Annotated in this window: 16 protein-coding genes; 5 read left to right on the top strand and 11 right to left on the bottom strand. The window is 71.7% G+C overall.

What is annotated here, in order from left to right; translation table 11 throughout:
- Position 1 precedes the first annotated feature (1 nt).
- Entirely contained in the window at positions 2-1,450 is a 1,449-nt protein-coding gene (locus AB0K18_RS34575) for a citrate synthase (RefSeq protein ID WP_364922959.1), read from the top strand.
- Between the two features lie 4 nt (positions 1,451-1,454).
- On the opposite strand, the gene AB0K18_RS34580 is transcribed toward AB0K18_RS34575, so the two are convergent.
- From AB0K18_RS34580 to AB0K18_RS34590, 3 genes are read right to left on the bottom strand one after another with little or no spacing between them, the layout of a single operon-like run.
- Complete coding sequence (locus AB0K18_RS34580; RefSeq protein ID WP_364922962.1) at positions 1,455-4,583, bottom strand: chromosome partitioning protein ParA; 3,129 nt, start codon at positions 4,581-4,583, stop codon at positions 1,455-1,457.
- A gap of 57 nt (positions 4,584-4,640) precedes the next feature.
- Positions 4,641-5,858, bottom strand: a complete 1,218-nt coding sequence (locus AB0K18_RS34585; RefSeq protein WP_364922964.1) for a hypothetical protein — start codon at positions 5,856-5,858, stop codon at positions 4,641-4,643.
- Positions 5,851-7,053: a hypothetical protein gene (locus AB0K18_RS34590; protein ID WP_364922967.1), complete on the bottom strand. Its 1,203-nt coding sequence runs from the start codon at positions 7,051-7,053 to the stop codon at positions 5,851-5,853. The genes AB0K18_RS34585 and AB0K18_RS34590 overlap by 8 nt, the downstream gene beginning before the upstream one ends.
- A 238-nt stretch (positions 7,054-7,291) precedes the next feature.
- Here AB0K18_RS34590 and AB0K18_RS34595 point away from each other — a divergent pair, with 238 nt between their 5' ends.
- Positions 7,292-8,383 carry a MoxR family ATPase gene (locus AB0K18_RS34595; RefSeq protein ID WP_364922969.1) on the top strand — a complete coding sequence of 364 codons (1,092 nt, stop codon included), beginning with the start codon at positions 7,292-7,294 and terminating at the stop codon, positions 8,381-8,383.
- A gap of 14 nt (positions 8,384-8,397) precedes the next feature.
- Entirely contained in the window at positions 8,398-9,114 is a 717-nt protein-coding gene (locus AB0K18_RS34600; RefSeq protein ID WP_364922972.1) for a crosslink repair DNA glycosylase YcaQ family protein, read from the top strand.
- On the opposite strand, the gene AB0K18_RS34605 is transcribed toward AB0K18_RS34600, so the two are convergent.
- The 7 genes from AB0K18_RS34605 to AB0K18_RS34635 form a co-directional block, all read right to left on the bottom strand.
- Positions 9,085-9,567: a hypothetical protein gene (locus AB0K18_RS34605; protein WP_364922975.1), complete on the bottom strand. Its 483-nt coding sequence runs from the start codon at positions 9,565-9,567 to the stop codon at positions 9,085-9,087. The genes AB0K18_RS34600 and AB0K18_RS34605 overlap by 30 nt on opposite strands.
- An 89-nt stretch (positions 9,568-9,656) precedes the next feature.
- Positions 9,657-11,717 (bottom strand): hypothetical protein, encoded by a 2,061-nt coding sequence (locus AB0K18_RS34610; protein ID WP_364922978.1) that lies wholly within the window; start codon positions 11,715-11,717, stop codon positions 9,657-9,659.
- Positions 11,714-11,941: a hypothetical protein gene (locus AB0K18_RS34615; RefSeq protein WP_364556415.1), complete on the bottom strand. Its 228-nt coding sequence runs from the start codon at positions 11,939-11,941 to the stop codon at positions 11,714-11,716. The genes AB0K18_RS34610 and AB0K18_RS34615 overlap by 4 nt, the downstream gene beginning before the upstream one ends.
- 133 nt (positions 11,942-12,074) lie before the next feature.
- Complete coding sequence (gene corA, locus AB0K18_RS34620; RefSeq protein WP_364922980.1) at positions 12,075-13,193, bottom strand: magnesium/cobalt transporter CorA; 1,119 nt, start codon at positions 13,191-13,193, stop codon at positions 12,075-12,077.
- A gap of 23 nt (positions 13,194-13,216) precedes the next feature.
- Positions 13,217-13,690 (bottom strand): nuclear transport factor 2 family protein, encoded by a 474-nt coding sequence (locus AB0K18_RS34625; protein ID WP_364556412.1) that lies wholly within the window; start codon positions 13,688-13,690, stop codon positions 13,217-13,219.
- A gap of 7 nt (positions 13,691-13,697) precedes the next feature.
- On the bottom strand, positions 13,698-14,579 hold the full coding sequence (locus AB0K18_RS34630; RefSeq protein ID WP_364922983.1) for an amidohydrolase family protein: 882 nt from the start codon (positions 14,577-14,579) through the stop codon (positions 13,698-13,700).
- A complete protein-coding gene (locus AB0K18_RS34635) occupies positions 14,576-15,439 on the bottom strand; it encodes an LLM class F420-dependent oxidoreductase (RefSeq protein ID WP_364922986.1) in 864 nt (287 codons plus the stop codon). The genes AB0K18_RS34630 and AB0K18_RS34635 overlap by 4 nt, the downstream gene beginning before the upstream one ends.
- 121 nt (positions 15,440-15,560) lie before the next feature.
- Here AB0K18_RS34635 and AB0K18_RS34640 point away from each other — a divergent pair, with 121 nt between their 5' ends.
- Both AB0K18_RS34640 and AB0K18_RS34645 read left to right on the top strand, forming a co-directional pair.
- Positions 15,561-16,259 carry a M50 family metallopeptidase gene (locus AB0K18_RS34640; RefSeq protein ID WP_364922988.1) on the top strand — a complete coding sequence of 233 codons (699 nt, stop codon included), beginning with the start codon at positions 15,561-15,563 and terminating at the stop codon, positions 16,257-16,259.
- Between the two features lie 46 nt (positions 16,260-16,305).
- Positions 16,306-17,931: a protein kinase gene (locus tag AB0K18_RS34645; RefSeq protein ID WP_364922991.1), complete on the top strand. Its 1,626-nt coding sequence runs from the start codon at positions 16,306-16,308 to the stop codon at positions 17,929-17,931.
- Here the strand turns inward: AB0K18_RS34645 and AB0K18_RS34650 are convergent.
- A complete protein-coding gene (locus AB0K18_RS34650; RefSeq protein WP_364922993.1) occupies positions 17,920-20,139 on the bottom strand; it encodes a thiamine pyrophosphate-dependent enzyme in 2,220 nt (739 codons plus the stop codon). The genes AB0K18_RS34645 and AB0K18_RS34650 overlap by 12 nt on opposite strands.
- Positions 20,140-20,297 lie beyond the last annotated feature (158 nt).

Genomic DNA, 20,297 nt, shown 5'->3' on the forward strand with positions numbered 1-20,297 from the left:
GGTGGAGTGGATCGACGCGGCCGCGGCGTCGGAGCGGCTCGGGGTCAAACCCGCCACGCTGTACGCGTACGTGAGCCGCGGCGTCGTGCAGCGGCGGCACAGCGAGGACGGGCGGCGCAGCCTGTTCTCCGCCGAGGAGATCGAACGCCTCGCCCGCCGCGGCCGGCCCCGCGCCCAGCCGCCTGAGCTGGTCATCGAGTCGGCCGTCACGTCGCTCGGCGTGGACCGGCCCTACTACCGGGGCGCGGACGCGCTGACCCTCGCCGGCACGGCGCCGTTCGAGACGGTCGCGGAGTGGCTGTGGACCGGCGACCCCGCCATCTGGCACCGCCCGGCCCGGCCCCGCCGCCCCAAGCAGGAACGTCCGGCCGGGCCGGCGCGGTCGGAGGAGCGGGCGCTTTCGGCCAGGCTGGCGCAGTCGGAAGGGCGCGCGCTCTCCGACGGGCTGGGGCGGGCGCTTTCGGCCGGGCTGGGGCGGTCGGAGGGTGCGGGCAGGCCGGACGGGCTGGGGCGGTCGGAGAGCCCGGGCGGGCAGGACGGGTCGCCGGGGCCGGCGATCGGCCGGGACGGGTGGCGGTTCGAGCCGGGCGACGGGTTGCGGGCCGCCGTCGCCGCCCAGCGCGGCCTGCCCGGCGACCTCCTGCCGCTCGACCGCCTCCAGGTCATCGTCACGGTCCTCGGCGCGTCCGACTCCCTGCGCTACCAGCTCGACCCCGCATCGGTCACCGCCACCGCCCGCCGCCTGATCGCGGGCATGGTGGACGCGATGCCGCCCCTCGGCGACGACCGCCCCCAGGGTGGCACGATCGCGGAACGCCTCTGGGCCCGCCTGTCGCCGCACCCTGCCAGCCCCGGCCTGCTCGACGCGCTGAGGGCCGCCCTGGTGCTGCTGGCCGACCACGAACTGGCCGCCTCCACGCTCGCCGCCAGGGTCGCCGCCTCCGCCAAGGCCGACCCGTACGCGGTGGTCCTGACCGGCCTCGGCGTGCTGAGCGGCCCGCTGCACGGCGGCGCCTCGTACGCCGCGGAGCGCCTCCTGGCCGAGATCACCCACCCGGGCCAGGCCCCGCGCGTGATCGGCGAGCGGCTACGGCGCGGCGAACGCATCCCCGGCTTCGGCCACAGCGTCTACAAGAGCGGCGACGCCCGCGCCACCCTCCTCCTCGACCTGCTCAAGAAGGCCGCCATGCCGTCCGGTGGTCCGGCGGGCGAGCAGATGGCGGCGCTGGACGCCGTACTGGCCGAGATGCGCCGTCGCCGCCTCCCGCACCCGAACGTGGACCTCGCCCTCGCCACCCTCGTCACCGTCAGCGGCATGACCCGCGGCGCCGGCGAGGCGATCTTCGGGGTGGCCAGGGCGGCGGGCTGGCTGGCGCACGCGATGGAGGAGTATCGCCGCGGCTCCCTCCTCCGCCTGCGCGCCTCCTACACCGGCCCGCCACCCAGGTGAGTGCTCACCGCTCGACGTACGCCGCCAGCGCCCGCACCCGCTCCGCGTGCTGGTCGTGCCCCACGATGACCGGCGGCTCGTTGTACGGCATGGCGTCCGACGACCGCCGCAGCTTGATGTACTGGCCGCAGGCGTCGATCGCGTACGGCTCCATGTCGTCCTGCAGCGCCCCGATCACCGTGATCCCGTACGTCTCCCCGATCCGCCGGAACAGCGCGACGGCCTCCCGCCGATGCTCCTTGCCCAGGTTGCGCCCGAGCTCGTCGAGCACCAGGCACAGGTGGCCGCCCCCGGACGAGGCGATGGCCGCCGCGCACACCAGCTTGACGGCCTTCTCGTCCATGAGCGCGGTGTTGGCCCGCCGGTTGTAGGGCACGAACCCCTGCCCCTCGCCCCGCCGCCACTTCGGCGTGACCCGCCACTGCCAGCGTTGCTCGGGGTCGGCCGGCGCGGGCGGCACCGGGAACTCCAGGGTGGCGCCGTAACCGCCGTAGGAGGTGTCGAGCTTGTCGAACTCCTCGGCCACCCGCGTGAGACGGGCCTTGATCGCGGCCGTCAGCGCGGCCCGGTGCACGGCCGTGGACTGGGCGGCCTCCTCCGCGCCTCTGGCCGCCGCGGCCAGGTCGCGCTGCCGGGTGACGAGCTGGGCCTCGATCTGGCGGCGCTGGTGGCGTTCGTACTCCTCCTGGCCCCGCAGATAGGACGAAAGGGACCCGCACACCGCCGAAAACGTCGCCTGCTCCCGCGCCGTGCTGCCCTCCCGCTCACTCAGCAGGAAGCGCAGCTCCTCGGGCAGTTCCGCGTCGTCGTCCGGGAACGTGTCACGCAACGCCTGGTCGAGGAGGCGTTCGGCGGCCCGCCACCACTCGTCGGCGGTGCGCGGCCGCTCGTCGTCGGACAGCGCGTCGAGCCACTCGCGGGCGGTCCCGACCGTGCCGCCCCAGTCGGCGGCCAGCGCGTCGAGCTTGAGCGCCTCGCGTTCTGCGGCGACCTTGGACTCCTGGTCGCGGGCCTGTGCCCGCTCGCTCTCGTGCCGGTGCCTGCGGCCCTCCATCCGCTCGATCTCCATGTCACGTGTACGGGCGCGGAAGTCGAGCGCACCCGCCTGACGCTCGGCCTCGGCGACCTTGGGGGCCAGCTCCTCGATGGCGGCGTTGAGCTCGGCCAGCTTGGCCCGCCGCTCGCCCAGCTTGACCTCCAGCTCGGCCAGCCGCACCCCGGCCCTGGCCCCTTCGAGCCGCCGCTGCGCCTCGGCGACCGCCTCCTCGGCCTCGCGTACGGCCTGGGCGGCGCTCTCCTGGACGTCTTTGGCCCGGTTGAGCCGCTGCTCGGCGGCCTTGATGCGGGCCTCGCGCCCGGTCGCCACCCCGTCGAACGCCCCGACGACGCTCACCCCCGCCGCGCTCACCAGCACCGACCCCGGCAGGTCGGCCAGGGCAGCGGCGGCGGCGTCGAGCTGCCCCGCGTCCACGATCACGGCGTGCTCGTGCGGCCACCCCCGCAGGTCACCGACCGCGGCGGGCTTCCCGTAACGAGCCTTGAGCGCCGCCCCCAGCGCCGCTCCTTCAACAACACCGGCCTCCTGCGCGTCACCGGCGCCGGCCGTCCCCTTGGCGGCGGGCCCGCGCCCGCCGCCGGAGCCCGCGCCCCGTCCTGCCCCCCGGGGACCGCCGCTGGACGGGCTGGCGTCGCGGGCCTGCTCGGCCACGTCGAGTGCGTCGAGCAGCCCGGTCGCGCCGATGCCCGCCGCCGCCAGCGCGTCGAGCTGGGCCGCCGCCGGCCCGCCCTCGGCGTCGTCGAGCGCGGCCTGCGCGGAGGCCACCTCCTGGTCGGCCACCCCGAGCGCCTTCAGCGCCTCGTTGAGCCGCAGCCGCACCTCGCCCAGCTCGCGCTCGGCCGCCGGCACGTCACGCCCGTCGGCGAAACGGCGCGTCTCCTCCAGCGCGGGGACGAGCCCACGCAGCTCGTCGGCGGAGTTCTCGGTGACGGCCCGGTCGGCGTCGAGCTTGCCCGCCCGCGCCTGCAGCGCCGCCAGCTCCTTGCGCGCCTCGGAGACCTGCCGATCGAGGGTGTCCTCGCGCAGGGTGGAGATCTCCGCCTTGACCAGGGCGACCGCCTCGGCCGCCGCCTCACCGGCCGCCCGGTGCCGCCCGAGGTCGGCGGCCAGCGCCTCGTCCTTCGCGGCGGCGTCGGCCAGCTTGCGCGCCTGCCGCCCGCGCCAGCACCGCAGCGCGTCGGCCAATCTGACGCGCGCCTGGTCACGCCGGTCGAACGTGCTCAGCAGCGCCTTCGACTCCGACTCGAACTCGGCCAGCCGGTCGGCCGCCTGCGCCGCCCGCACGCGCTTGGCGTGCTCGTCGCGGCGCGCCTCGCGCTCCTGCTCGAGCTCGGCGTCGAGGCCCGTCAGCGCGGCGATGGCCTCGAAGACCCGCTCGGGCGAGATCTCGTTGAGCGGCTGGGAGAGCAGGTTGGTGGCGACCTTGCTGCGTACGGACGTGGACAGGAACGACACACACCTGACCCGGTCACCGTAGAGGACCTTGGTGAGGTCGCGGGCCACGACGTCGCGCCGCCCCGCCGAGCGCGGCAGCGAGGCCCAGATCTCGTCGGCCCGCGCCACCCGCTCCGCCTCCGACGGCGACGCCGCCAGGTGCACCCCCTCGCGCCAGCGGATCTCCAGGTGCGGCGCCTCCTGGTTGACCCGCAGCCACACGGTCATGGCGCCGCCCGAGGTGTCGGGCACCTCGAACAGCTCACCGTCGGCCGCGGGCTCCTGCGGCTCAGCGGCAGGCGGGGCGAACCCGTCCATGCCGGGCGGCCCGAAGACGCCCACGATGTAGCCGTGGTCGGCGCTCGCCCACTGCCTGGACCCGGCGCCGCTGGCCAGCTCCGCGTTGAACAGCAGCTCCGACACCGCCTTGGCGCCCGACGCGAACCGCCACTGCTCGTCGCCGAGCAGCGCCGTGATCGAGGCGATGAACGACGACTTGCCCGCCCCGTTGGAGTCCTTCGGCCCCGCGCCCGCCACCACGATCAGCGTGCCGGGGACGGTGGGCACCGGATGGGTCGACAACCGTGAGATGTTGACCGCCTGCACGGCGATCAGCACCCGGTCTCCGACGACGTTCTCCACCTGTGACACCTGAACCCCCGTGACCCTTCCATCCCTCATCAACGCTGACATGTGATCTCATCTGGCCGATCTTCTGGCGAGCACGGCCGCCGCGAGCGGCGTGCTGGGGCCGGCCGCGAGGATCAGCTCCTCCTGCAGCCGCCGCCGCGCCGCCGGGGTGAGCCGGTGGAACTGCGGCCCCGGCACGTAGCCGCCCGCCTCCTCGCCCGCCTTGACCTGGCTGATCAGCCCCGCGTGCCGCAGCACCCGCAGCGCCGACTCCAGCTCGCCGATCGGCAGCTGGGTGTGGCGGCGCAGCTCGTCGGCCGGCGTGGGGTGCGGCGACAGCCAGGAGTCTTCGGGCAGCAGGCCCTCGGCGCGCGGAATGGCCACCGAGTGCACGAGCACGAGCGTCAGCACCGCGCGCTCGCTCACCCCCAGCCGGGCCGGCCCCTCGGCGCCGATGCGGGCGGCGACGGCGTCGTCGTAGCCGGAGGCCCAGCGGTCCCGGTGCTGGATCAGTGTGCGGCCGCGCCTGGCCAGCATCTCGCCCAGCGTGTGGCGCAGCGCCGGGTCGCGCAGCGCGGCGAAGCGCACCTCCTGCACCGGCTCCGCCGCGTGCTCGATCACCATGTACGCCGCCACCAGCTCGGCCCGCCGCCGCTCGTCGTAGCCGCTCAGCAGGTCGTCGAACTCGGCCACCGCCGCCTCCGCCCGGCCGCCCGCCTCGCCGTTCTCGGCGTTCACCAGGTCGTCGTCGGGCACCACGGTCAGCTCGGGCCGGACCGGCTCGGGCAGCCTGCGTACGAGCTCCTGCAGCTGCGCGTGCGACTCGACCGGCCACAGGGCGCAGCGCGGGCCCAGCGTGACCACGCCGTCGCCCATCACCACCCACGCGGAGTCGTGCAGCCGCCGCAGCGCGCCCACCGCCCAGTTGCGCATGAGGTCGTCGGTGCGGCCGATCAGCTCGCGGTAGGTGTCGAGCACCAGGTCGACGGGCGCGGGCCGGCCCGGCCACGGGTCGGCGGACAGGTCGTGCCAGCAGCACTTGAGCACCGCCGCCAGCACCCGCCGCGTCTCGCCGGAGCGCTCCACCGCCACGGGCGGCACCTGGTGCTCGTCGAGCAGCGCGGGCGTCACCCCGTCCGGCCACACCGGCAGCGCTTCGCCGGTGGAGTCGGCCCTGGTCAGCCGCATCATGCCGGGCGGCGCAGGCTCGGCCGCGCCCAGCCTGACGGGGCCGCCCGCGCGGGCGCGCGCGTGGGCGACGGCGGCGGGCTCGGGATGCTCAGCCATGGACACGCTCCAGGTGACCGTCGGACAGCCAGGCCGGCTCACGATCGGGGTCGATGCTGAGCCCGTCGGCCCAGACCAGCCGGTAGGGCAGCTCCGGCCGCAGATCGACGGTGGTCAGGTCGGCCAGCACCCGCCGCGCGGCCACCCAGTCGGAGCCCAGCACGTCGCGCAGCGCCACCCGCTCCGACCCGCCGAGCAGCGACTCGGCCGTCTCGCGCAATCGCTCGAGCACGGCGTCCTGCGAGGCGCCGAGCTCGGAATCAGGACCAGGATCGGGCAGATTGGAGCGCGGGGGAGTGGGCTGCGCCGGCGCCGGGCGCGGGGCCTCGTCGACCGCGCGGGCGATCGCGGCCGGGTCGTGCCAGGGCGCGGGCGCGTCGAACACGAACCCGTCGAGCACCGCCGCCAGCCGCTCCTTCGGCGCGGTCTGCGCGAACGTGCGCCACGTCTCGGTCGGCAGCAGCGTGAGGTTGCGGGTGGTGCCCGCCGAGTCGGCCAGCCGGCCGGCCGCCCTGCGCGAGGCGTCGCTGTAGGCGTAGATGGACGCGCGCAGGTCGGTGCAGACGCGGTCGAGCTCGGGCCAGCGGGTCAGGATCGTGCCGTGCAGGCCCTGCGCCCGCCGCGCGATCTCCTCGGTGCCCCACAGCTTGGGCGCCTGCTCGCGCAGCTCCTCGATGGTGCCGGTGGTGAGCGTGATCAGCTCGAGCGCCCACAGCCGGAACGCCCGCGCCAGGTTGAGCGCGCTCTGCCTGGCCTCCTCCATCGTCGTGCGCGGGTCGGCGACGTTGAGGTCTTCGAGCGCCAGCAGCCGGTGCATCTCCGACTGGCCGCCGTCGTCCGTCATCCGCCTGATGAACATCAGCCCCACCACGCTCGTGAACGACGCGCGGTAGCGGAGCTGGTTGGGCTTGGGGAACACCTCGCGGATCGCGCCCAGCCCCTTGAGCACCCGCAGCCGGTTGTCGAACTGGTCGGTCGGGTAGGCCCGGCAGGCGAAGCGCATCTGCTCGTGCGTCAGCCACTCCTCGCCCGCCTCGGCGAACGCCGCGAACAACGTCTCGGCGATGTCGACCAGGGCGGGATCGTCGACCACCGCCCCGCTGTCGCGGGCCAGCGCGGCGAACATGCGGCGGTAGGTCGACAGGACCGCCTCGTCGGTGAGCACGGAGTCGAGGGTCAGGGGCTGTTCGGACACGGGCACTAAGGTACGGCTTCGGACCGACACTCCACGCACGCCCGCACCCGGAGTCCCAGCGCTACCAGCCGGTACGCGCGCGCGAGTGATTCCCGAGCGCTAGGGTGATCCCCGGTAATACGGGGGCGAACGGTGTGCAGTCGGAAATATCGGGGTGTGTAGCGGTGTGCCGGCTGTCCTCGCCGCTGCCTCCCCGGAGGGCCGCTCTCCGAGTGCGCCGGCTGAGAAGGGGACTCAGTTGACCCAGTACCACTACCAGGACCACGCCGCCCGCTACCAGGACCCGGGCGCGCCGGTCGCGCCGGCGTACCAGCAGCAGGCCGCACACCCCCAGCACACCGGGCCGCACGACCCCTCCGCCTACCTCCAGCAGCACGACGCGCAGCTCGCCGGCCAGTTCGCCCAGCGCTTCCACCTGCTCGCCACCAACATCGAACGCATCATCAGGGGCAAGCACGAGGCCATCGAGCTGGCCCTGATCTGCCTGTTCGCCGAAGGGCACCTGCTCGTCGAGGACGTCCCCGGCACCGGCAAGACCACGCTCGCCCGCTCGCTCGCCGCCAGCGTGGACGCCGAGTGGCGGCGCATCCAGTTCACGCCCGACCTGCTGCCCAGCGACATCACCGGCGTGTCCATCTTCAACCAGGCGCAGCAGACGTTCGAGTTCCACCACGGGCCCGTCTTCGCCAACATCGTGCTCGCCGACGAGATCAACCGCGCCTCACCGAAGACGCAGGCCGCGCTCCTGGAGGTCATGGAGGAACGCCGGGTCACCGTCGACGCCGAGCCGCACCCGGTGCCCCGCCCGTTCCTCGTCGTGGCCACGCAGAACCCCGTCGACATGGACGGCACGTACCCGCTGCCCGAAGCCCAGCTCGACCGGTTCCTGATGAAGATCTCCGTCGGCTACCCCGATCACGCCTCCGAGGTCGAGGTGCTCAAGGGCATGCCCACCGGGCCGCAGGTCGAACGGCTGCCCGTGGTGGCGCGCTCGTCGGACGTGGCCGGCATGATCGACTTCGCCTCGCGCATCCACGTCGCCGACCCCGTCTACGACTACATCGTCGCGCTGGTCGCCGCGACCCGTACGAGCCCGCACCTCAGGCTCGGCGCCAGCCCACGCGGCAGCCTCGCCCTGCTGCGCGCCGCCCGCGTCAAGGCCGCCGCCGCGGGACGCCACTACGTGGTGCCCGAGGACGTCAAGGCCCTGGCCGTCCCCGTCCTCGCCCACCGCCTCATCCTCACCCCGGAAGCCGAACTCCGCGACTTCACGGCGGCCACCGCCCTGACGGAACTGCTGACCACCATGCCCGTCCCCCAGGCCGCCTGAGAGCGCCGCCCGGCATGCCGAGAAGCGTCGAGGTCCAGCTGCTGCACCGCCTGCCGGGCCTGACCGCCGGGGACATCGTCCGCCACCTGGGCGCCGTGCAGGCCCAGGACGTACCGTCCGCGCTGCTCGCCTTCCGCGCCCGCTCCGCCACCCTCACCCGCGCCGACGTGGAAGCCGCCTGGCACGCCCGCGAGATCGTCAGAACGTGGGGCTCCCGGGGCACCCTCCACTTCGTCCACGTGGACGACCTCCCGAGGCTCCACGCCCTGACCAGCCGCCCCACGAACACCCTGCGCCGTCTGGCCCAGGAAGGCGTCACCGGCGACGACCTTCTGAGCCTCATCACCCGCGCCCCGGAAGGCCAGGGCCCCCTGACCAAGGCAGAGCTGGAAGACCGCCTGTCAGGCCGAGCCCGGGGCCAAGGCATCGTCCACCTGGTGGCCCTCGCCGCCCACCACGGCCTCGCCGTCCTCGGCCCGTCACGCGCCGGCAAGCCCACCTACGTCCACGCAGCCGACTGGCTGGGCCGCCCCATAGTCCCCGAACCCTCGAAGGACCGCGCACTCAAAGAACTCGCCACCCGCTACCGCCGAGCCCACCACCCCACCACCCCGCCACCCCGGAGGACCTGGCCACCTGGTCGGGCCTGCCCCTGGGCACCACCCGCACCGCCTGGCACCTCACCCCTCACAACGCTGGAGCTAACCGACATCCACCGCTTCCTCACCTGACCGCTTGCCCAGCAACACCGGCTTAAGCTGCCGAAAAAACTCCACCGCATCCGCCACGGAATCCCGCCCCGGCGCACCCTCCATAATGTTGACGGTGAGCAACTTCTCGTAGTCACCCGTCCACCCATAGACGAACGCGATGCTCCGCCCCCGAGCATTCTTCCGACGCGCCACAAACCCAGGCCCAAGCCCATCAGGAAGATCGTCTCCCCGGTTCATGCGTTTTGTATTCTCCAGCCCCTCAGGGCTGATCGGGGAAGGCTCGAACACCTCGATCAGAAGCCCTTGCTCGTCATCCGACGCCGTTTTCTTACGCACGGTGCACGACTCGAAGCGGCGACCCATGTCGGTCTTAGTGCCATAGGCCCTGTATTCGGTGAGACCGGTGGCGATGGTGATGGCGTTCACCGCGATCAGACCGCACTCCTGTGGGGCCGCGGTCACGTCGCCCAAGGGACGGGCGTCAGGTGGAGGAGAGGGAGCAGCGCAGGACGCCGCGGTGACGAGGACGGCAAGAAACATGGCCGCCCCCGGCGGCACTCTCATGAGCCGTTTCCGGAGTAGTAGGCCTCGGCGCTGTGGAACCCGATCTCAATGGACTCGTCCGGTCGGCCGAACACGCGCCCGGTCTCGTTGAGCCCCAGCCAGTCCTGGTAGGCGATGCGCTGGGCAGGCGACATCTCCGTCGGTGGCGGTATCTGCCCGTCCTTGAGGAAGTGACCCTCGGCGCCCGGGGAGAAATCCTCATGGCGGTAGGGATGCGTAATGGCGGTCGCATCGCCGAAGAGGCCGTGGCGCATCATGGCTCTGACGGTGACGTCGGCGAACATGTTCTGGGTGGTGCGCAAGGCACTGTCCGCCTCCTGACGGACGCGCTCTTCTTCGCTGGTCCTGATTTTTCCGAAGATGCTCGTCGTGGCGGATTCAGCGATGACGCCGATGAACATGCCAGGTGGCCCGGGAGCCAGTTCCACCACACCTTTGGCCAGTTCCTTGAAGGTGCTCATGCGCGCGTCGTTCTCCGCGGCGGCCGAGATGTCGCCGATCTGCGCAGCGTCCGAGATGGCCCAGGTCGCTCTGCTGAGACTGCGCGCGGCCCTGGAGAACTCGGCTCCTCCGCTGCGGGCCATGTGTTCCTCCAAGATGTCCTGTCGCATTGCGGCCTTTTCCTGGTCAGTGGCACCCGGGTGGGCTGTGCGCCACGCGTCGAAGGCGGCCTCCACTTCCAGCGCGACCTTGCTCGCCACCTCGTCCAGCATTGCGGCGGCGTAAGCGCCGTGTGCGGCTGAGACGCTCTTGAAAGCTTCCTCATCACAGAAAGCCCATGCGAGCAGGCCTCTCAGCTCCCTCGCATTGATGCGTGTGCCATAGGGCTCTATGCCGCGCAGGTTCTTGTCCGGATCCTCATACATCACCACTCCTGGAATTTCTTCGCTGAATGATCCTGCGGCGCGGTGCACGTCTCCGGTGAACTGAGCGAGAATTCTGCCGACATGGAGGCGGGACTCAGGCAGGTTCTTCTGGACCTTCGGGTCGCTCCAGAAGTGCAGAGCCCAGGAGGCGATCAGGGCGGATTTGTAGCCGCGGCTTTCTGCTGGGGGGAGGTCGTGGTCGCGGAATTCCGTGGTGGCGGATTCGATGGCCCAGGCGAGGTCCGTTCCGGCGGTGCCGTGCCAGGGGTGGGTGCGCATCAGATGTGCCAGGGGGCGGCGGGCCGGGTCGGTGAAGAAGTCCTGGGCTACGGCGGGGTGGTGGGCGAGGGCGGCCAGGGCGGTGCCCATCGGGCTGAGGTCGCCGGCGGAGGTGTCGCGGGGGCCGGGGGTCGTCCACATGTCGCGGGGGAGTGAGAGGTCCGGCGGGTGGGCGAGGTCGAGGTCGTAGAGCTTGCGGACCAATGTCAGGAGGAAGGTGTGGTCGAAGGTGCCGTCCTGGAGGAGACGTTTGAGGGCGAAGGCGTTTTCTGGGAGGTGGAGGTCGGCGGTCAGGAGGTCGGCGTAGTCCGGTGGGAGGGTGAGTCGGCCGGCGCCTCGGGAGGCCGTGGCCAGCAGGGTGCTCAGGATGGTGGTCAGGCGGTCCTGGGTTGCCACGTCGTACTGGAGGGGGCGTTCTGAGGGCGGGAGGCCCGGCCCGTAGGCGCGGGCGATCAGGGTTCTGAGTTCGGCTGGGCTGATCAACTGGGTGAAGGCCAAGGCGAAGTACGGGTCGTTCTTGTGGCGTTCCAGGGCGGCGACTGTTTCCGGGGTCAGGGCGTGGGCGGTGAGCTCGGTGCGGAGGCGGGTGGTGAGAAGCTGGGCGTTGGTGGTGCCTTCGGCGGGGGACTTGGAGAGCCAGGCGGATTCGTCGGCCCAGAGGAGGCCGTCCTTGCCGAGGGTGCGGTCGGGGGTGGCGAGGATGAGGTCCAGGCGGCCTTGAAGGGCGGGGAGTTCGTCGGTCAGGCGGCGGGCCACGGTGTGGAGGTGGGAAGGGCCCCACACATGGAGGCCCAGGGCGGTCAGATCGCGTTCGATGCGGACGGCGACTTCGGGGAGGGTTCGGGCGGTTCGTCGCATGGCGTTGATGAGCCGGGTCATCAGGGCCGGATCGATGCCTACCTGCGGGGTCACCGGGCGTCCGGGGTGAGGGTGTCCAGGAGGGACAGGGCGCGGGTGAAGAGGTCCTTGACGGCGTGGTCCCAGGAACGGAGGTCGGCGGCCAGTCGGTCGCCGGCGGGGCCCTTGAGCGCGCCGGCCTCGACCAGGCGGGCGAGTGCGAGCACGTCGTCCTGGTGGTGGTCGCGCAAATGCTCCAGGTGCCGCCGGGCGGTGTTGATGTGTTCCTGCGTCGCCATCGTCGCCGATCTGTAGTGGCGGGGGTCGAAGGCATCATAAAAGCAGGTCAGGGCGGAAGGCATCAAGCCCGGAAAAGGGCGATGGAATGGATGATGATATGTCGGGGAAAATCGCCTGGGAATGGCTCGCTCGTCAGAGCCAGTCCCTCCGCTTGAAGACGGTGTAAAGGATCAGGCAGACCGCTCCCATCAGCACGATGGCGAACGGATAACCGAAGACCCAGTGCGTTTCCGGCATGAAGTCGAAGTTCATCCCGTAAATGGTCCCCACCAACGTAGGCGCGAACAGGATGGCCGCCCACGCCGAGATCTTCTTGACCTCCTCGCCCTGCCGGATGCTGGCCTCCGTCATCCGCGCCATCTCCGCGTTCTGCGCCTGCGTGACCAGCGTGGAGTTGACGACGAGGATGTTCTGCAGCATCTGGCGGAACGACGAGATGCGCTCGGTCACCGTGATGGCGTGGTCGGCGACGTCGCGCAGGTAGCTTTGCAGCTCGTCGGTGACCCCGTACTTGCGCGCTCCGGCGATGAAGCCGTGGATCATGCCGACCAGCGGCGCGGTGGCCCGCTGGAACTCGATCACCTCGCCCGACAGCTCGTAGACGCGCCGCGACACCGAAGGGTCGCCGCTGAAGACCTGGACCTCGATCTCCTCGATGTCCTTCTGCAGCCCGGCCACGACCGGGGCGTAACCGTCGACGACGGCGTCGAGGATGGCGTACAGGACGGCCTGCGGGCCCTGCCGCAGCAGGTCGGGGTCGGACTCCATGCGCCGGCGCACGCCCTGCAGGTCGGGCGCCTCGGCGTGGCGTACGGTGATCACGAAGTTGGGACCGACGAAGACGTGCAGCTCGCCGAACGCGACCTCCTCCTCGTCGTCGAGGTAGCGGGCGGCGCGCAGCACGACGAAGAGGGTGTCGCCGTAGCGGTCGGCCTTGGGGCGCTGGGAGCCGACGATGGCGTCCTCCAGCGCCAGCTCGTGCAGCTCGAACTCCTCGCCGAGCTTGACCAGCTCCCATTCCTTCGGCCGGTAGAGCCCGATCCAGGCCATGGCGTCGGGGGTCTGCTTGAGGCGTTCGAAGGCGTCGGCGAGCGAGCCGGGGTTGTCGACCCGCTCGCCGTCGCAGTAGATGGCGTTGTCGATGACGGTCGGGCGGTAGGGAGGCTCCTCCACGGCGCGCGGGTCCATCGAGTGTTCGGGCGCTTGCTCGCGTACGTCACCGCCGCGCCTGAGCCCCTTCACCCTGGCCATGGGCACCTCCCCAACAGGAAGAACTAGGACGAGCCGAGCTCGTCGAGCTGCTGTGTCGCGCGGTCTCTGATGGTCTTGCGCCACATGGGCGTCCAGCCGAACAGCAGCCCGTGCGGCCGGCCCAGAGCCATCTTCGACCAGCGTCTGAAATCGAAGTCGTCGTGGTGGCGGACGATCAGGCCGTCCTCGAACCTGAACAGCGCGTCGATCTCGTTGACGACCTGGCGGCCCGTGCTGGAGAAGGTGTAGGTGGCCGTCCAGTGGGCGGTGCCGGTGAAGTCGTCGGCCGTCACGTCACGGTATTCGGACTTCAGCCCGTCGCGTACGCCGAGCTGCAGCCGCCACATCCTCATCACTCTGTCGCGCCCCTCGACCTCCTGGAAGATGGGGTCGCCGAAACTGACCGCGGGGTGGTAACAGCGCTCCATGGCCGCGAAGTCCGCGCGGCCCAGAGCGTCGTAGAAAGCGCTGATGAGCGCCACGTGCCGATCGTTCACCCCTCTATCAGATCATGGCCGCACCGTTGTCCCAGCACACGGCCCGCAACCAGGAGTCCCCCAGCCCGAGGCGGGCCAGCGCGTCGAGCTGGTGCGCGTAAGGGTACGGGATGGTGGGGAAGTCCGTGCCCAGCACCACCTTCCCCGCCAGGCCGAGATCAAGCAGCGCGGGCCGCAGCCGTTCGGGGAACGGCATCCGCTCCTGGCTGAAATCGGTGAAGGCCATGGTGGTGTCCAGGGCGACGCGTTCGTAGCGGGCGGCCAGGCCGAAGAACGGGTCGTACTCGGGCATGCCGAGGTGCGCGATGACCACCCGCAGCGCCGGATGGCGGCGCAGCACCTCAGCGATGGGCTCCACGCCGACGTGCCCGCCCGGTACGGGCACCGAGCTCGCGTGCACCACGACCGGCACGCCCGACTCGGCCAGCAACCCCCACACGTCGTCCAGCTCGGGCACCCGCGGATCGAACCCGCCCACCTGCAGGTGCACCTTGAAGATCCGGGCGCCGTCGTCGAGCGCCCGCCGCACGTACGCCTCCACGCCCGGCTCGGGGTAGAAGGTCGCGGAGGGCAGGCAGCCGGGGGTGCGCCGGGCGAAGCCGAGGGTCCACGCGTTCAGGTCGGCCGCCATGTCCGGCTTGTGGGCGTACGCCAGGGCGGGAAACGTCCGTACGCCCAGCTCGCGCAGCCGTTCGACCCGCTTCTCGACCGGCCACTCGTATGCGATGCGCCATCCCCCGCCCATCAGCGGCCCGCCGTGGTTGAAGTGGTGCCACACCCGGCGTTCCATGCGTTCGGGCAGGAAGTGTACGTGCAGGTCGATCAGCCCCGGCAGCCCCAGCCGCCGCAACCATGCGGGCACGTCGATGTCGGAGTCCACGCCCGTCACCAGCCCGAGACCTCCGGGATCACCTCTCCGCCCAGCAGGTCGATCGCCTTGCGCTGGTCGCCGTCGCGGACGGTCACGTAGACGGCGGTGAAACCGAGCTCGTGCATGCCGCGCAGCTGCTCGAGCACGCGTCCCGCGTCGTCGTCCGCCCCGATGACCAGCACGGTCGTCTTCTCGATCGCGTCGTAGTCGCGGCCCTCGCGCGCGCAGTGCTCGCGCAGCACGTCGAGCTTGCGGGTGACCTCGGGGCCGCCGAAGAGGTTGCAGGCGTCGGCGTATTTGGCGACCAGGCGCAGTGTCTTCTTCTCGCCCGATCCGCCGATCATGATCTTCGGGTGCGGCCTGCCGATGCTCTGAGGCGCGTTGAGGGTGCGTTCGAGCCGGTAGTGCCGCCCTTCGTACGGCTCGTCCCGGCCACTCCACATCTGCAGGCAGATCTGCAGCGTCTCCTCCAGCCGCTCGAAGCGTTCGGCGAGCGGCGGGAACGGCAGGCCGAGCCCGCGCGCCTCCGCCTCGTACCAGGCGGCGCCGATGCCGAGCCAGGCGCGCCCGCCGGAGAGCACGTCGAGCGTGGTCACGGTCTTGGCGAGCAGGCCCGGCTCCCGGTAGACGGCGCCGGTGACCAGCGTGTGCAGCTGGACCCGCCGCGTCGCGGCGGCCAGGAAACCGAGCGTCGTGTACGGCTCAGGCATGTCCTGCTCGGCGGGCCCCACCGAGTCGATCTGCCAGACGTGGTCCATGACGGTCAGCCGGGCGACGCCCGCGTCCTCCGCCGTACGCGCGATCTCGGCCAGCTCGGGCCCGATCCGCTCGGCGCCGCCGGGCCAGGTGAAGTGCTGAATGTGCAGTCCGAGTTCCATGGGCTGATCCCGTCGTGAATCGGAGGTATCTCCGGTTCATTATCGCGCCCTCCGCATCTCCTGGATCGCCGCCCCCGTACGGGCGCCGCGGACAGGCCGGAGCGATTAGGGTTTGTCCTCGATGGACAAGTTCTGGGCCCACCTGATCGCGGTTCAGCCTGACCCCGACCCCTGGGTCGTGGGGGTCTCGGCGCTCGCCGCGCTCGTGATCGTCGGTTTCCGCATGCCCTGGCAGGTCTCCCGGGGGCTGATCACGATCGCCCACGAAGGCGGTCACGCCGTCATGGCGCTGCTCACCCGGCGCAAGCTCGAAGGCATCCGGCTGCACTCCGACACCTCCGGCGTGACGCTGACCAGGGGCAGGCCGACCGGACCCGGCATGGTGCTGACCGCGATGGCCGGTTATGTCGCGCCGCCGCTGCTCGGGCTCGGCGCCGCGTGGCTGACCGAGCAGGGTCACATCACGCTGCTGATCTGGGGAGTGCTGCTGCTCCTGGTCTGCATGCTGCTGCTGATCCGCAACCTGTACGGCGCCCTCATCCTGCTCGTCACCGGCGGCGCCGTCTTCGCCCTGATCATGTACGCCCCCGCTGAGGTCCAGCAGGTCGTGGCCTTGGTCGCCGCCTGGTTCCTGCTCTTCGGCGGCATCCGGCCGATCATCGAGCTGCAGCACAAGCGGCGCCGCAGGCAGGCCAGAGACTCCGACGCCGACCAGCTCTCCCGGCTGACGATCCTGCCCGGCGGCTTCTACGTGTTCTTCTTCCTGCTGGTGGCGCTGGTCTCCATGGTGTTCGGCGCGTACCTGATGAACCCGCTCTGATCCCCTTATTTCCCACTAAACTCCACAGCAACAGGGGGAGAGTGGTGTGCTGCCAGTCGAGGACGCACCCGGCTACCGGGTACTCGATCAGGTGGGCCAGGGCGGATTCGCCGTCGTGTACCGCGCCTACCAGGAGCGCCTCGACCGGGTCGTGGCGCTGAAGGTGCTGTCCGTCGACCGGGTCGACCAGCGGACGATGCGCAGGTTCCAGCGCGAGCTGCAGCTCACCGGCCGCCTCACCGGCCATCCCAACGTCGTCACCGTCTTCGACACCGGCATGACAGGGTCGGGCAAGCCGTACATCGCGATGGACTTCTTCGAGCACGGCTCGCTGCGCGACCGCGTACGCAACGAGGGACCGCTGCCGGTCCCCGACGTGCTGCGCGCCGGGGTGAAACTGGCCGGGGCGCTGGCCGCCGTCCACGAGGCCGGGGTGCTGCACGGCGACATCAAGCCGCAGAACATCCTCATCTCCCGCTACGGCGAGCCGGCCATCGCCGACTTCGGCGTGGCCAGGGTCGTCGACGCGGCGGAGATCTCGGCCACCTCGCAGGCGTTCACCCCGCTGCACGCCGCCCCCGAGGTGCTCACCGGCCGGCCCCACTCGGCCGCCACCGACGTCTACTCGCTCGGCTCCACCCTCTACCACCTGCTCGCCGGGCAGCCCGCCTTCCACAACGCGGCCGACCCGTCGATCGCGCCGCTGATGTACCGGGTGCTGAGCGCCGAGCCGCCGCCGGTCAACCGCGCCGACGTGCCGCCCGCGGTGCTCGCGCCGGTGCTGCGGGCGATGGCCAAGCAGCCGGAGGCCAGGTACGGGTCGGCGCGCGAGCTCGCCCGGCACCTGCAGGCCGTACAGGCGGAGCTGGGCCTGCCGGTCACCGACCTGATCGGCTCCGACGCCACCCCGCCCCGGCCCGCTCACCCCACCACGACCGGCCCCGCCTTCCCCGCGACGGGCCACCCCGCACCATCCACCACGGGCCACCACGCACCACCTGCCACGGGCCACCACGCACCACCCACGACGGGGCAGCACCAGCCACCGAGCAGCGCCTTCCCCGTGACGGGCCAGCACCAGTCGATGGGCGGCAACGTTTCGGGCCCGGCCGGCGGTAACGCGTTCCCCGCCACGGGCCGGCACCTCCCCCCGGCCCAGCCCGCCATGAGCGGCCCGCCGAGCTTACCGACGCAGCCCTCAAACAACACCCGCACCCGCAACGTCGTCCTCATCGCGGGCGCTGTGGCGGTCGTGGCGGCGGGCGGCACCGCCCTGGCCGTCTTCCTGTCGCAACAGGACAAACCGGCCACCACGAACCCGACGGCGGCGGCCACCGAGCGCCAGGACCCAGGCGGGCAGGACGCATCCGCGTACGCCCCCCGCCAGCTCAAGCTGACCGCCGACCGGGGCGCGCTGATCGAGCTGAAGTGGACGCTCCCTGCCGCGGCCCGCGGCTACCCGGTGGTCATCCAGCGCTCCCCGGTCGAGCGGGGCAGGCAGCCCATCACCGCGCTCGGCCAGGGCGTCACCTCGGCGAAGATCAGCGGCCTGGACCCGGAGAGCGGCTACTGCTTCCTGGTCGGGGTGCCGGTGCAGATCTCGGAGAAGTCGACGGTCGCCTGGTCGAAGCCGTACTGCATCAGGGGAGCGGTGGCCCGCTCAGCCGAGTAGCTTGCGCGCGGCCTGCTCGATCTCCTCCTCCGACAGCAGCACGTGATCGGCCGCCCGCCCGAGCGGGATGAAGCTGTCGGACGACGTCACCCGCGCGATCTTCCCGGTGTAGCCGGCATCGAGCAGCTCGGCCACGATGCCCTCGGAGACGCCGCCGGAGTGGCGGGTCTCGTCGGCGATCAGCACGTTGCCGGTCAGCTCGGCCGCGCGCAGCAGGTCGTCGAGCGGCAGCGGCGCGAGCCAGCGCAGGTCGAGCACGCGGCAGCCGTACCCCTCCTGGGTGAGGCGCACCGCGGCGCGCAGGCTCATCCGCACCCCGTTGCCGAACGTGACGATCGTCAGGTCGCGCCCGTCGCCGTAGGAGCGGGCCCGGCCGATCGGGACGTGCGTCTCGGCCCAGCGCGCGGGCGGCGCGTAGGGGGCCAGCCAGCCGCCGTCGCCGTCCTCGAACAGGTCACGGGTGTGGTAGAGCGCGATCGGCTCCAGGAACACGCACACCGACCCGGACGTACGGGCCGCCGCCAGGCACGTGCGCAGCATCGCGGAGGCGTCGTCGGGCCGCGCGGGCGAGGCGATGACCAGCCCGGGGATGTCGCGCAGCGCGGCCACCGCGTTGTCGTTGTGGAAGTGCCCGCCGAACCCCTTCTGGTAGGCGTAACCCGCCACCCGCACCACCATCGGGTTGGTGTAGGCGCCGCGCGAGAAGAACGACAGCGTCGCCGCCTCGCCGCGGATCTGGTCGAGCGCGTTGTGCAGGTAGGCGAGATATTGGATCTCGGGTACGGGCAGGAGCCGCGACACGCCCTGCCCGAGCGCGAGACCCAGGATGGCCTGCTCGTCGAGCATCGTGTCGAAGACCCGGCCGGCCCCGAACCGCTTCTGCAGCCCCCTGGTCACGCCGTAGACGCCGCCCTTCTTGCCGACGTCCTCGCCGAACACGGTCAGCTCCGGATAGACGGCCAGCGCGTCGGCGAGCGTGCGGTTGATGGACTGCGAGAGCGTCATCGCCTTGTCGTTCTCCGGCAGCGACCCGGCGAACGCCTTCTCCCGCACCGCGGGCGAGGCCGCCATCGGGCTGATCTTGGCGATCAGCTCGGGCTTGCGCGGCGCGATGGGCTCCATGACCTCCTTGGCCGAGCTGAGCCGCGGGCTGCGCGCCGTCTCCTGGGCGATCAGCAGCACGTGTTCGCGGGCCAGCTCGTACGACTTGAGCAGCTCGTCCGGCGTCTCAAGCCCCGCCTCGACCAGCAGCGCCGCCGTGCGCAGCAGCGGGTCGCGCTCGAGGTCGGCCCTGATCTCGCGCTGCGTGCGGTAGGCCGACTCGACGTCGGACCCGGCGTGGCCCATCAGCCGCACGGTGCGCAGGTGCAGGAACGCGGGGGAGCGGTGCTCGCGTACGTGCTCGGCGGCCCTGACGGCCACGTCGTACGCCTCGGCCAGGTCGCACCCGTCGGCGGCGAAGTATTCGATGCCGGGCCGCCGCGCCGCCGCCTCCACCCAGCCCTTGGCGGTGCGCACGCTGATGCCGATGCCGTTGTCCTCGCAGACGAACAGGATCGGCATGCCCAGCCCCTGGTAGGTGGCGTAGGCGGCGGTGTTGAAGCCGGACAGGGCGCTGGCGTGGTTGATCGAGGCGTCGCCGAAGCTGCACACCGCGATGGCGTCGTCGGGCCAGGCGGACGGCACGCCGAGCGCCCGCGCCCGCTCGATCGCGAACGCCACCCCCGCGGCCCGCGGCAGATGGCTGGCGATCGTGGAGGTCTGGGGGATGACGGCCAGGTCGGGGTGGCCGAACACCTTGTGCCGCCCGCCCGCGATGGGCTCGTCCGCCGCGGCGGTCAGCCCCATGAGCACGTCGCGGATGCCCTGCTCGGGCAGTCTGCCCGCCTGCTCGGACCGGGCCAGGTAGAACGCGCCCGAGCGGTAGTGGAGCAGCGCGGGGTCGCCGGGACGCAGGGCGGCGGCCACCGCCGCGTTGCCCTCGTGACCGGCCGAGCCGATCGTGTAGTGGCCCTCGTCCCGCTCGCGCAGCCACCTGGCCGCGATGTCGAGCAGCCGGCTGTCGAGCTGCCGCCGGTAGAGCGTCCTGCACTGGGCGCCGGTCAGGGACGTGCCGTCGCGGATCGGGAGCCCCGGATCTCGCGGGGGACCCGCCTCCAGCGTCGCAACGGCCTGGATGAAATGAGTCTCAACTGTGTCGCGCGCCACACCCCCGATTATGTCTTTGATCGGCGCTGACGTCTGCCGGACGCGGGGGAGATGTTGTGGACCGGTCCGATTGACCCACTGAGATAACTGTTCGTCAGAATTCCCAACCTTCACAGCGAGAGCCACGTCTACTAGGAGGACACACGTGGCACCCTCAA

Origin of the sequence: Nonomuraea sp. NPDC049421 (assembly GCF_040677005.1) — a bacterium.
Classification (GTDB): Bacteria; Actinomycetota; Actinomycetes; order Streptosporangiales; family Streptosporangiaceae; genus Nonomuraea; species Nonomuraea salmonea.

Bases quoted from the DNA above. Each gene is read 5' to 3' on its own strand.
- AB0K18_RS34615 (WP_364556415.1), bottom strand. From the start codon at position 11,941: ATGGCGACGCAGGAACACATCAACACCGCCCGGCGGCACCTGGAGCAT.
- AB0K18_RS34635 (WP_364922986.1), bottom strand. From the start codon at position 15,439: ATGGAACTCGGACTGCACATTCAGCACTTCACCTGGCCCGGCGGCGCC.
- AB0K18_RS34640 (WP_364922988.1), top strand. From the start codon at position 15,561: ATGGACAAGTTCTGGGCCCACCTGATCGCGGTTCAGCCTGACCCCGAC.
- corA (WP_364922980.1), bottom strand. From the start codon at position 13,193: ATGGCCAGGGTGAAGGGGCTCAGGCGCGGCGGTGACGTACGCGAGCAA.
- AB0K18_RS34600 (WP_364922972.1), top strand. From the start codon at position 8,398: ATGCCGAGAAGCGTCGAGGTCCAGCTGCTGCACCGCCTGCCGGGCCTG.
- AB0K18_RS34585 (WP_364922964.1), bottom strand. From the start codon at position 5,858: ATGGCTGAGCATCCCGAGCCCGCCGCCGTCGCCCACGCGCGCGCCCGC.